This is a genomic window from Pseudomonas sp. SORT22, assembly GCF_018417635.1.
In the GTDB taxonomy this organism is placed as follows: Bacteria; Pseudomonadota; Gammaproteobacteria; order Pseudomonadales; family Pseudomonadaceae; genus Aquipseudomonas.
The window spans coordinates 3,921,895-3,934,143 of record NZ_CP071007.1 but is presented as its reverse complement, the minus strand read 5'-3'; the positions used below and the strand labels follow the sequence as shown (position 1 = coordinate 3,934,143).

Here is a 12,249-nt window from a genome sequence, read left to right as displayed (position 1 = left end):
GCCCGACCATGGACCTCGCCCCCGACAACGACCAGGCCATTACCCGCGAAAGCCTCTACGGCACCATCGCCGAAAACACCTTTGCCGGTATCACCAGTTTTTCGCGCCGGCGCTACAGCCGCGATTTGCGCGGCGTCGATGTGGTGGTCAGCGGCGTGCCGTTCGACACCGCCACCAGTAACCGCCCGGGTGCGCGCTTCGGCCCGCGGGCGATTCGTGCCGCCTCGGTGCAGCAGGCCTGGGCCCGGCACTGGCCGTGGGAGTTCGACCCCTTCGAGCACCTGGCGGTAATCGACTACGGCGACTGCAACTTCGACTACGGCAGCCCGCACACCGTGCCCGAAAGCATCCAGGCCCATGCCGAGCAGATTCTCGAAGCCGGCTGCGCCATGCTCACCCTGGGCGGCGACCACTTCATCAGCTACCCGCTGCTCAAGGCCCATGCACGCAAACACGGTCCGCTGGCGCTGATTCATTTTGATGCCCACAGCGACACCTGGCCGGACGAGGAGGGCCAGCGTGTCGATCACGGCACCATGTTCTGGCACGCGGCCCGCGAAGGCCTGGTAGACCCGGCGCGCTCGGTGCAGATCGGCCTGCGCACCACCAATGACGATACCCAGGGCTTTGCTGTGCTCGATGCCCGCCAGGTGCATCAACGTGGTACCCAGGCAATCATCGAAGCGATTCGCCAGCGGGTTGGCGAGCAACCGGTGTACCTGACTTTCGACATCGACTGCCTGGACCCGGCCTACGCGCCCGGCACCGGCACCCCGGTGTGTGGCGGCCTGACCACGGTGCAGGCGCTGGAAATCCTCGGTGGGCTGCGCGGCATCAACCTGGTGGGCATGGACCTGGTGGAAGTCGCGCCGGCCTATGACCATGCCGATATCACCGCCCTGGCTGGGGCCACCCTGGCCATGGAGATGCTCTGCCTGTACGCCGCGAAGCATAAGGTCGATGGCTGATCCGGTAACAAAATGAATCACCTGCGGGGCAAATCGAGGTTTCCCGGCGAACCTGTCGCGCCTTAGGCTATCCAACGCTTGGGCGCGCTGGTTTTCGGCGCCGTGTGTTGCCGGAGGTGAATACCGTGAACCGATCACTGACGGGCCTGGCCATGGCCCTGCTCCTGAGCTCGCCGCTGCAGGCGGCGCCTGTTGCCGCGCCGTTGCAGCTGGCGGCCAGCAACAACAACCCCTACAACAGCCCGATCATGCGCGCCAACCCCAACAGCCGCCAGGGCAGCGTGCCGGCCACGCCGCCGGTGCGCGGCCCGTCGACCCAGCCCAACCCGCGCCCGCCGACCCTCGAGAACCGTGGTATCGGCAATGGCGAAAACATCCGCCGCGAACAGACCACCCCGCGCCTGGAACCCAGCCGGCCGCCGCGCGCGCCCGCACCCTGAATAACAGGCCCTCCCTGGAAGGAATCGCTGATGTCCCCACGCACCTGGCTACCCACCCTGATGACCGCGGCGCTGCTGCCGCTGCTGGCCCATGCCGCGCCCGAGCGTGACTTCAAGAGCGAGGAGGGCAGCGTCAAGGTCAGCACCCTCGCCGAAGGCCTGCGCAATCCCTGGGCCCTGGCGTTCTTGCCGGACGGCCAGGGCATCCTGGTGACCGAGCGCGCCGGCAACCTGCGCATTGTCAGCCCCGAAGGCAAGGTCGGGCCGCCGCTGGGCGGCGTCCCCGAAGTCTGGGCCAAGGGCCAGGGCGGTTTGCTCGACGTGGTGTTGTCACCGACCTTCAAGCAGGACCGGATGGTCTACCTGTCGTATGCCGAAGGCGGTGGGGAGGGCGGCACGGCCGGTACCGCGGTGGGCCGCGGGCGCTTGTCGGCCGACAGTGCCAAGCTTGAAGACTTCAATGTGATCTTCCGCCAGCAGCCCAAGCTCTCCAGCGGCAACCATTTTGGCTCGCGCCTGGTGTTCGACCGCGACGGCTACCTGTTCATCGCCCTGGGCGAGAACAACCAGCGCCCGACCGCCCAGGACCTCGACAAGCTGCAGGGCAAGGTGGTGCGCATCCTCCCGGATGGCACGGTGCCCAAGGACAACCCGTTCGTCGGCCAGGCCAACGTGCGCCCGGAAATCTGGTCGTTTGGCCACCGCAACCAGCAGGGCGCGGCGCTCAACCCCTGGACCGGCGAGTTGTGGACCAACGAGCATGGGCCCCGTGGTGGCGATGAGATCAATATCCCCAAACCCGGCAAGAACTATGGCTGGCCGATCGCTACCCACGGCATCAACTATTCGCTGATGCCGATCCCGGAGGCCAAGGGCGAGCATGTCGAGGGCATGCTCGACCCGCACCATGTCTGGGAGAAGTCCCCGGCCATCAGCGGCATGGCGTTCTACGACAACCCGCGCTTCAAACCCTGGGATCACAGCCTGTTCATCGGCGCCCTGGCGGCGCAGGAACTGATTCGCCTGGAGCTCAAGGGCGACAAGGTGGTGCATGAAGAGCGCCTGCTCGGCGAGCTCAAGGCGCGGATTCGCGACGTGCGGGTAGGGCCGGATGGGTATCTGTACGTGCTTACCGATGAGACGGATGGGGCGCTGCTCAAAGTCGGGCTGGATCTGTAGAGACCTTGTGGGAGCGGGCCTTGCCCCGCGATCGAGCGCGCAGCGGTGGAATCTCAGACAACATCCGATGTGCTGACTGTACTGGCCTCATCGCGGGGCAAGCTCGCTCCTACCAATGGCGGTACCACTTGCCCCGCGATGCCCCCCGCCGCAGAATGCCCCCTTTTGCGACGGACGCCGCGCATGTCCTGCTTCACCGAACAGTCCCCGCTGACCCGCTACCAGCAGGCCATTGCCAGCCAGGGGTTTGTCAGCGATCCGGCCCAGTTGCAGGCCGCCACCGCCCTGCAAACCTGCTTCGAGGCCCTGCAACGCGGCGAAACCCCGCAGGGCGTGTACCTCTGGGGGCCGGTTGGGCGCGGCAAGACCTGGCTCATGGACCAGTTCCACGCCTGCCTGCAGGTTCCGGCCCGGCGCCAGCATTTTCATCACTTCATGCGCTGGGTGCATCAGCGCCTGTTCCAGCTCAATGGCACCGCCGAGCCCTTGCAGGCCCTGGCCTTGTCCCTGGCCGAAGAAATCCGCGTGCTGTGCTTTGACGAGTTGTTCGTCAACGACATCGGCGATGCGATCATTCTCGGCGGGTTGTTCCAGGTGCTGTTCGAGGCCGGGGTGGTGATCGTGGCCACCTCCAACCAGCCGCCCGGGCAGCTCTACAGCGACGGTTTCAACCGCGAGCGCTTCCTGCCGGCGATTGCCGCCATCGAGCAGCATATGCAGGTGGTGGCAGTGGCGGGTGAGCAAGACCATCGCCTGCATCCGGGCGCGCGGATACAGCGTTACTGGATTACCGAGAAAGGCCAGCCCGCAGCCCTGGCGCAGGTCTTCGAGCAACTGCGCGGTGAGCAAGCGGCGACCGAACAACCCTTGCTGATCGGCTCACGCCAGCTCAGCGTGGTGCAACGCTGCGAGACGGTGCTCTGGTGCCGCTACGCCGACCTCTGTGAGCAACCCTTCGCCGCCATGGATTTCATGGCCCTGTGCGACCGCTTCCAGGCCATCCTGCTCGGCGAGGTACCGGCGCTCGGCGCCCGCCAGCGCCCGGCGAAGATTGCCCGCGGCACCGAGGACGGCGCCCGGCGGGTGGTCGCCGGCGACCGCGAGCTGCCGCAACTGTCGGTGCATGACGACAGCGTGCGGCGCTTCATCGCCCTGGTCGATGAATGCTACGACCGGCGGATCGCCCTGTACCTGGAAGCCGAGGTCGCCCTGGAAGCGCTCTACACTGAAGGGTATCTGGAGTTCCCGTTCCGGCGTACGCTCAGCCGCTTGCGGGAGATGCAACTGCAACGCTTCTGCTGAGGAATCGATCATGGCCGAGCCTCTTTCGCACCACCTGCTGACCATGGCCTACCAGAACGGCTGGGCCAACCACCGGGTGTACAAGGCCTGCAGGCAACTGAGCCAGGATGAGTTCGTCGCCCCGCGGGCGAGCTTTTTCCCGTCGATCAAGGCGACCCTCAACCACATCCTCACCGTCGACTGGTTCTACCTGCAGGCCCTTGAGTGTGAGCAGCGCGGCGAAGCGCCAGACCCGGACAGCGAGCGTTTTTTCCAGCCCGAGGAGCCTTTTGCCACCTGCCTGGAACTGCACGCCGAACAGTTGCAGGCCGATCACCGCCTGATCGCTTACTGCAGCCAGTTACGTGACGACCAGTTGCAGCGCTATGTGAACATCGTGCGCCCCGACTGGGTGCAGCGCGAACAACGCCTGCGCCTGCTCTCGCACCTGTTCGAGCACCAGATCCACCACCGTGGCCAGGTGCACGCGATGCTCAGCGACACCGCGGTGCGCCCACCGCAACTGGATGAATTCTTTTGTGAGGATGAAGCGCACCTGCGCGCCCAGGACTTTGCCGAACTGGGCTGGACCGAGGCGCAGATCTGGGGGCGCTAGTGCTGCATCCAGCCCAGCGTCAGCAGCGCCAGCACCAGGTAACGCCCGGCTTTGGCGAGGGTGACCAGCACTAAAAAGCGCCAGAACGGCTCGCGCATGATCCCGGCAATCAGCGTCAACGGGTCGCCGATCACCGGCATCCAGCTCAGCAGCAGCGACCACTGGCCATAGCGCTGGTAGCGTTGCTGGGCCTTTGCCAGTTGCTCGGGCTTGAACGGGAACCAGCGCTTGTCGCGCAGGTTCTCGATGCCGCGGCCCAGCAGCCAGTTGACGATCGAACCGAGCACGTTGCCGGCGGTGGCGATCAGCAACAGGCTGACCAGCGCCTCAGGTTCGCGCAGCAGCAGGCCGACCAGCACCGCTTCCGATTGCAGCGGCAGCAAGGTGGCTGCGCCGAAGGCGCTGAGAAACAGCGCCCAATAGCTGAGCATCAAGGCCTGATCAGTAGTTGGCGACCACTTCGTCCTTGCCCTCAAGGGTCAGGCCGATGACCTGGTAGGCGTCCTTGTGGTCGCCCATTTCCATGCCCGGCGAGCCCATGGGCATGCCCGGTACGGCCAGGCCCTTGAGGTCGGGACGCTTGCTCAGCAGCTTGATCTGCTCGGCCGGCACATGGCCTTCGACGAACTTGCCGTCGATCACCCCGGTATGGCACGAGGCCAGGCGCGGCTCGACGCCCAGGCGCTGCTTGAGCGCGCTCATGTTCGGCTCGACATGGTCGTTGACCGTGTAGCCGTTGTCGTGCAGGTGCTTGATCCAGTCCTTGCAGCAGCCGCAGTTGGGGTCACGGTAGACATCGATGGTCGGCCCGGCCTGGGCCAGGGTGCTCAGGGCCAGCAGGCCGAAGGCGACGATTTTCTTGCTCAGCATGTACTTCTCCACTTCTAGAAACGCAGGCGAACTCCAGCGACCAGGCGGGTCTGGCCGATGTCGCCGTGCTCATCACGGATTTGCTCGGCGTTGTTGCCGTAGGCCCGGTTGACGCTGATGCCCAGGTACGGGGCAAAGCCACGGGTGATTTCGTAGCGCAGGCGCAGGCCGATCTCGCTGTCGGCAAGGCCACTGCCCTGGTCCCGGGTGGCGTCGTTGCGGCCATAGAAATTGGCCTCCAGCGACGGTTCGAGGATCCAGCGATTGCTCAGCAGGATAGCGTAACTGCTCTCCAGGCGCAGCGCGGTTTGCTGACGTTCGCCGGCATACAGGGTGGCTTGCAGCTCCAGCCCGTACAGCGGCGTGCCCTGGATGCCGAAGGCGGCCCAGGTCTGGCCAGTGGCCGGCTTGAAGTCCTGGCGCAGGCCACCGACCAGCTCCCACCAGGGGCTGATGGCATGGCCCCAGAGCGCCTGCAGTTCGGCCTTATGGGTCACGCCCTGTTCGCGTTCGCCTTCGCTGCGCAGCCACAGGCGGTCGACATCGCCGCCGATCCAGGCGTTGGCGTCCCACTTCAGGGCGCTGCTGTTGTCGAAGTTCTGGTATTCCAGTTGCTCGACCGTCACGGCCCAGTTCATCTGCCGGTCATGGACCTGATGACCGGGCAGCGGCGGGAAGGCCGCCTGGCGCTCGGCGTCGGTGATCGGACGCAGTGGCGTGCGTGGAGTGCCCGGCGCCATGCTGTGGTTCATGCCTTGATGGTTCATGGCACCGTGGCCCATGGCGGCGTGATCCATCGCCTCGGCACGGGTCTCTTCACTGGCCAGCAGGGCGAGCAGGGCGAAGCCACCGAACAGCGGCCGAAAAATGGGCTTATTCATCGACGCGTACCTCGCGGAACATGCCCATCTCCATGTGGTAGAGCAGGTGGCAATGATAGGCCCAGCGGCCCAGGGCGTCGGCGCTGACCCGGTAGCTACGGCGGCTGCCCGGCGGGATGTCGAGGGTGTGCTTACGCACCTGGAAGCGCCCGTGTTCGTCTTCCAGGTCACTCCACAGGCCATGCAGGTGGATCGGGTGGGCCATCATCGTGTCGTTGACCAGGGTGATGCGCAGGCGCTCGCCGTAGGTCAGGCGCAGCGGCTCGGCGTCGGAGAACTTGATGCCGTTGAACGACCAGGCGAAGCGCTCCATGTGTCCGGTCAGGTGCAGTTCGATTTCCCGGGACGGCTCGCGGCCATCGGGGTCGGCGAAGGTGCTTTTCAGGTCGGCGTAGGTCAGCACCCGGCGGCCGTTGTTGCGCAGGCCAATCCCTGGGTCGGCGAGGTTGGGCCTGGGGTTCATGGTCTGCATGTCCACCAGCGGGTTGCCGCTTTCGCTGGCTGGGTGTTGCTGCATGCCGGTCATTTTCGAATGGTCCATGCCGGCCATCTGGCTGTGGTCCATGGCGCCCATCCCGGCCATGGCGCCGTGGCCCATATCGGCCATGGTCAGGATGGGACGTGGGTCCGGCTCTGGCACCTCGGCGCTCAGCCCGTTGCTGCGCGCCAGGGTACCGCGGGCGTAGCCGCTGCGGTCCATGCTCTGCGCGTACAGGGTATAGGCGGGCAGGTCGCCGACCCGCACCAGCACGTCATAGGTTTCGGCCACGGCGATGCGCAGTTCATCGACCTCGACTGGCTCCACCGGCTGGCCATCGGCGGCGATCACCGTCAGCTTAAGGCCCGGAATGCGAAAGTCGAAATAGCTCATCGCCGAGCCGTTGATCAGGCGCAGGCGCACAGTGTCGCCGGGCTGGAACAGGCAGGTGAAGTTGCCATTCGGCGGCTGGCCGTTGAGCAGGTAGGTGTAGGTAGCGGCGCTGATGTCGGCAAGGTCGGTGGGGCTCATGCGCATGGCCGCCCAGGCCTTGCGTTCGGCGACGGTTTGCTGCCAGCCATCTCTGGCGACATCGTCGATGAAGTCGCCAACGGTGCGCTTGTGGTAGTTGAAGGCGTCGGACTGCTTTTTCAGGGTCGCCATCAGCGCCTCGGGGGCCTGGTCACTCCAGTCGCTGAGCAGCAGCACGTAGTCGCGCTGGTAGCGATGGGCTTCGGGCTGCCTGGGTTCGATGACGATCGCGCCGTAGACCCCGGCCTGTTCCTGCAGGCCGCAATGGCTGTGGTACCAGTAGGTGCCGCTCTGCTGCAGGGTGAATCGGTAAAGGTATTCGCCACCGGGCTCGATGCCGGCAAAGCTCAGGCCCGGCACACCATCCATGTTGGCCGGGAGGATGATCCCGTGCCAGTGCAGCGAGGTCGGCTCGTTCAGGCGGTTGCGCACCCGCAGGGTCACGCTGTCGCCCTCCCGCCAGCGCAGGGTCGGGCCGGGCAGGCTGTTGTTGATGGTCAGCGCCGTACGCGGGCGGCCGGTAACGTTGACCGGGGTCTGACCGATGAACAGCTCGAAGTGCTCGCCGCTCAGCTCATTGGCAAACACAGGGGGCGCAGCAAATGCCGGCAAGCGCCAGAGGCCGAGGCCGGCCAGGGCGCTGCCGGCGGCGAAGCCCTTGACGAAGGTGCGGCGGGTCGGGTGTCGAAGCATGGCTGCCATTCCAGGGGCGGGGATGGCACGACCTTAGCCAGTGCTGACTGTCAGCAAACTGAGCAGCGCATTACAGATTTGTCAGCTGGCCAGGCAGGTACGCGTTCACTTGTGGCCGCAGGTCGGTATACTCCGCGCCGCACGGAGCCCACCACTATGAAGGATCAGCGATTCATGCAGGCAATCAAGGCCTATTTCAAACGCCACGGCCACGACCCGTTCAAGCTCGGCCAGGGGCGTATCAGCGGTTACATTTCGGCGGCCCTGGGGCTGCTCAGCCTGCTGGCGGTGCTGTGCTTCCTGTTTCCGCAGTGGCTGACCTTTGCCGAGTTTCGCAAGGTCTACAGCGTGCACTTTGCCCGTACCGCGCTGCTGATCGGGTTGATCCTGGCCTTCGCCCTGGGCACCCTGAACATTCTCCTCAACAAGCGCAAGCGCCTGGGCTTTACCGGCATCAGTGCGGCAGGCCTGGCGATGTTTCTCGGCGGCACCAACATCCAGACCGAAACCATCGGCCAGACCCCGTACTCGCTGGGCCTGGACTGGTTTGTACTCGCTCTGCTGGTATCGGCGGTGATCTTCATCCCGCTGGAAAAACTCTACGCCAAGGACCCGAAGCAAAACATCCTGCGCCCGCACTGGCGCACCGACCTCAGCTACTTCTTCGTCAGCCATATGCTGGTGCAATTCATCCTCATCTTTGTCACCGCCTCGTCCAGCTGGCTGGCCGGCTGGGTGCTGTCCGATACCTTGCAGGCCAAGGTGCAAAGCCTGCCGATCGTGGTGCAGTTCTTGCTCGCGGTGTTCGTCGCCGACCTCGGCCAGTACTGGCTGCACCGCTTGTATCACGTGGTGCCGTGGATGTGGCGCTTTCATGCCGTGCATCATTCGAGCACGCACATGGACTGGCTGGCCGGTTCGCGCATTCATTTCTGCGAGATCCTTCTGACCCGCACCGGGGTGTTGGCGCCGCTGATCCTGCTGGGCTTTTCGCCCCAGGCGATGAACGCTTACGTGATCCTGGTCGGTGTGCAGGCGGTGCTGGCCCATGCCAACGTGCGTATCGACGGCGGCTGGCTCAACTACCTGCTGGTGCTGCCGCGCTATCACCACTGGCACCACGCCCGGCACAAGGATTACATCTACAAGAACTACGCGATCCATACGCCGCTGGTGGACATGCTGTTCGGCACCTTCAAGCTGCCGCCCAAGGAATGGCCGGCGCGATACGGCGTGTTCGGCAAGGACCTGCCTGAAGGTATCGTGCGCCAGCACCTGTACCCGCTGCGCAAGGCCGAACCCAAGGCACCGGTACCGCCACCGGCTGCCTGAAGCGGCTTTGTGCCCGGCCCCTGACTGCGTTAGCCTTGAGGGGTCAACGCCATTGGGGGCAAGGAGTATCCATGGACAAGGTTATCGTGATCACCGGCGCCAGCCGCGGCATTGGCGCTGCCACCGCACGCCTGGCCGCGCGCGCCGGTTACCGTATTTGCATCAATTACCTGCGTGACGACGAAGCCGCCCAGCGGGTGCTGGCCGAGGTGCGTGAACTGGGTGCCGAGGCCATTGCGGTGAAGGCCGACGTCAGTGTCGAGGACGAGATCGTCCAGCTGTTCCAGCGCGTCGATGCCGAGCTGGGCCCGGTCACTGCATTGGTCAACAACGCTGGCACCATCGGCCATCAGAGCCGGGTCGAAGAAGTGTCGGAGTTTCGCCTGCTCAAGCTGATGAAGACCAACGTGGTCGGGCCGATGCTGTGCGCCAAGCACGCGCTGCAGCGTATGTCGACCCGCCATGGCGGGCAGGGCGGCAGCATCGTCAACGTCTCGTCGGTGGCCGCGCGCCTGGGCTCGCCTAACGAATACGTCGACTATGCCGCCTCCAAGGGCGCGCTGGATACCTTCACCGTCGGCCTGGCCAAGGAAGTGGCCGGCGAAGGGGTACGGGTCAATGCCGTGCGCCCGGGTTACATCTTTACCGACTTCCACGCCCTCAGCGGCGACCCGCAGCGGGTCAGCAAGCTTGCGCCGGGCATCCCCATGGGCCGCGGCGGGCAGGCCGAGGAAGTCGCCGAGGCGATCCTCTGGCTGCTGTCAGACCAGGCCTCGTATTCCACCGGCAGCTTTCTGGACCTGGGCGGCGGGCGCTGATCAGCCGATCATTTCCTCGATACGCTGGGCCAGGGTGTCGAGGCTGAACGGCTTGGTCAGCACCCGGGTAGTGGGCTCGAACACGCCGCTGCCGAGCACCGCCTGCTCGGCGTAGCCGGTGATGAACAACACTTTCAATCCGGGCCGCAATTGGCGGGCGGCGGCCACCAGTTGCTGGCCGTTCATGCCGCCGGGCATGCCGACATCGCTGATCAACAAGTCGACGCCGGCGCCATTTTGCAATGCCGCCAGGGCGCTGTGGCCGTCGGCGAATTCTATCCTGGCGCAACCCAGTTCCTCGAGCACTTCGCCGACCAGCATGCGAATGGTTGCTTCGTCATCGACCAGCATCACCGTCATGTCGCGCAGTTCACGTTGAGGGCGGGCCGTTGGTTTCACTTCGCTAAGCGGCAGGCTGGCGCTGTCCAGGCGCGGCAGGTACAGGTGCACGCTGGTGCCCTGGCCAGGTTCCGAATACACCCGCACCTGGCCACCGGACTGACGGACGAAACCATAAACCATCGACAGCCCCAGACCCGTGCCGTGACCCACCGGCTTGGTGGTGAAGAACGGGTCGAAGGCGCGCGCCAGTACCTGGGGCGGCATGCCGCTGCCGTTATCGCTGACGCTTAAGGCCAGGTAGTCACCGGGCTTGAGGTCCAGGTGCGCGGCGACTTGCTCATCGGCTGGCAGATGACGGGTTTCGATGCTGATCCTGCCCCCGCCCGGCATGGCGTCGCGGGCGTTGATGCACAGGTTGAGCAGGGCGTTTTCCAGTTGCGAGGCGTCGATGTTGGCTCGGCAGGATGCGCTGCTGGTAAACACCTCGATGTCGATGTGCGGGCCGACGCTGCGGCGGATCAGCTCAAGCATGCCGCCGACCAGGCGATTGACGTCGATGGTGCGCGGTTCCAGGGTCTGGCGCCGGGAAAAGGCCAGCAGCCGGTGAACCAGGGATGCGGCGCGGTTGCACACATCCTGAGCGGTGCGCAGGTAGGGGGCGATCTGTTCATGGCGCCCGCGCCCGAGCAGGTTGCGCGACAGTTCGAGCGAGCCGCTGATGCCGGTCAGCAGGTTGTTGAAGTCATGGGCGATGCCGCCGGTGAGCTGGCCGACCGCTTCCATTTTCTGCGCCTGGCGCAGGGCTTCTTCAGTCTTGCGCAGGCGTTTTTGCTCGCCGATCCGCTCGCTGATGTCGTAGGCGAACAGGTAAGCGCCGATCAGTTGCCCGTTGCTGTCATGCAGCGGGCTGAACCGCAGTTCGTAGTGGCGATGCTGCTCGCCCTCGCCAAACTCGGCAACCTCGACGAATGCCTCACCCTTGAGTGCCCGATTCCATAGTTGCAGGCCCTGGGCGCAGTCTTCGGCACGGCTGGCCATGAGCGTCGGCAGGCTGTCGCCGACGCTGGGTACTTGCTCGAAAATTCGCTGGAATTCGTCACGCGCGGCGCGGTTGATAGCCAGCCAGCGCATGTCCAGATCGACCACCTGGATTTGCGCCAGGGTCGCCTCGACCACATCGGTGAGAATCTTGCGCTCTGCCAGCGCCTGGGCCACCCGCTGTTCAAGCTCCTGGTTGAGGCGCTTGAGCCCGGATTCGGCACGTTTGCGCGCGGTGACATCCTGGAAAAGTACGGCGACCTGCTTGCGGCTGGCCGGCTCCAGGCGAAAGGCGCAGATGTCCAGGTGGCGGCCGGTGGCTACCAGCTCCTGCTCGAAGCGGATCGGATTGCCGCTGTGCAGCACCGGTCCATAGCGGGCAATCCATCCATCGGCCTCATCGGGCACCATCTCTCGCAGCTTCTGCCCGACCACATTGTCGATACCGGCATGCTTGGCGTAGGCAGCGTTGGCTTCGACATGAACGTAGTCGCTGAGCGGGCCGTGGGGGCCGTCGAAGAATTCGATGATGCAAAAGCCTTCGTCCATGGCCTCGAACAGAAAGCGATAACGCTGCTGGGTATCGGCCAGGGCCTGCTGGTCAGGTGCAGGCCGGGCGCGGCTGCGCTCGGCGAGCTGGGCTGTGAGCAGATTGTTCTGCTGCTGCAACTGCTCAAGTTGCTGGCGCAGGGACTGCAGTTCGCTCGACGGCATGCGCGTGTTCCGGCCTGGGGATAGTGGCAAATGTAGCGTCCCGCGCAGCACTCAACAACTGCGCGGCC

Annotated in this window: 12 protein-coding genes; 7 read left to right on the top strand and 5 right to left on the bottom strand. The window is 65.2% G+C overall.

Annotation, left to right across the window (positions count from 1 at the left end; translation table 11 throughout):
• Positions 1-8 precede the first annotated feature (8 nt).
• The 5 genes from speB to JYG36_RS17965 all read left to right on the top strand — a co-directional run bounded on the left by speB (position 9) and on the right by JYG36_RS17965 (position 4,484).
• A complete protein-coding gene (gene speB / locus JYG36_RS17985) occupies positions 9-968 on the top strand; it encodes an agmatinase (RefSeq protein ID WP_195883489.1) in 960 nt (319 codons plus the stop codon).
• Between the two features lie 152 nt (positions 969-1,120).
• Positions 1,121-1,408, top strand: coding sequence for a hypothetical protein (locus JYG36_RS17980; RefSeq protein ID WP_371128683.1), 288 nt, complete (start codon positions 1,121-1,123; stop codon positions 1,406-1,408).
• Between the two features lie 30 nt (positions 1,409-1,438).
• Positions 1,439-2,587 carry a PQQ-dependent sugar dehydrogenase gene (locus JYG36_RS17975; protein ID WP_093384986.1) on the top strand — a complete coding sequence of 383 codons (1,149 nt, stop codon included), beginning with the start codon at positions 1,439-1,441 and terminating at the stop codon, positions 2,585-2,587.
• Between the two features lie 183 nt (positions 2,588-2,770).
• On the top strand, positions 2,771-3,889 hold the full coding sequence (gene zapE, locus JYG36_RS17970) for a cell division protein ZapE (RefSeq protein ID WP_213601914.1): 1,119 nt from the start codon (positions 2,771-2,773) through the stop codon (positions 3,887-3,889).
• 10 nt (positions 3,890-3,899) lie between these two features.
• Positions 3,900-4,484 carry a DinB family protein gene (locus tag JYG36_RS17965; protein ID WP_213601912.1) on the top strand — a complete coding sequence of 195 codons (585 nt, stop codon included), beginning with the start codon at positions 3,900-3,902 and terminating at the stop codon, positions 4,482-4,484.
• Here JYG36_RS17965 and JYG36_RS17960 read toward each other — a convergent pair.
• From JYG36_RS17960 to JYG36_RS17945, 4 genes are read right to left on the bottom strand one after another with little or no spacing between them, the layout of a single operon-like run.
• Positions 4,481-4,915, bottom strand: coding sequence for a YqaA family protein (locus tag JYG36_RS17960; protein ID WP_093384974.1), 435 nt, complete (start codon positions 4,913-4,915; stop codon positions 4,481-4,483). The two genes, JYG36_RS17965 and JYG36_RS17960, sit on opposite strands and share 4 nt — an antisense overlap.
• Positions 4,916-4,925: 10 nt before the next feature.
• A complete protein-coding gene (locus JYG36_RS17955) occupies positions 4,926-5,354 on the bottom strand; it encodes a DUF411 domain-containing protein (protein ID WP_045201363.1) in 429 nt (142 codons plus the stop codon).
• Positions 5,355-5,368: 14 nt separating this feature from the next.
• A complete protein-coding gene (locus tag JYG36_RS17950; RefSeq protein WP_213601910.1) occupies positions 5,369-6,235 on the bottom strand; it encodes a copper resistance protein B in 867 nt (288 codons plus the stop codon).
• Positions 6,228-7,937 carry a copper resistance system multicopper oxidase gene (locus tag JYG36_RS17945; protein ID WP_213601908.1) on the bottom strand — a complete coding sequence of 570 codons (1,710 nt, stop codon included), beginning with the start codon at positions 7,935-7,937 and terminating at the stop codon, positions 6,228-6,230. The genes JYG36_RS17950 and JYG36_RS17945 overlap by 8 nt, the downstream gene beginning before the upstream one ends.
• A 156-nt stretch (positions 7,938-8,093) precedes the next feature.
• On the opposite strand from JYG36_RS17945, the gene JYG36_RS17940 reads away from it, so the two are divergent.
• A complete protein-coding gene (locus tag JYG36_RS17940; protein ID WP_249744365.1) occupies positions 8,094-9,269 on the top strand; it encodes a sterol desaturase family protein in 1,176 nt (391 codons plus the stop codon).
• Positions 9,270-9,340: 71 nt separating this feature from the next.
• Complete coding sequence (locus tag JYG36_RS17935) at positions 9,341-10,087, top strand: SDR family oxidoreductase (protein WP_045201367.1); 747 nt, start codon at positions 9,341-9,343, stop codon at positions 10,085-10,087.
• Here the strand turns inward: JYG36_RS17935 and JYG36_RS17930 are convergent, their stop codons facing one another.
• Positions 10,088-12,181, bottom strand: coding sequence for an ATP-binding protein (locus JYG36_RS17930; protein WP_213601906.1), 2,094 nt, complete (start codon positions 12,179-12,181; stop codon positions 10,088-10,090). It abuts the gene before it with no gap.
• Positions 12,182-12,249: the final 68 nt, after the last annotated feature.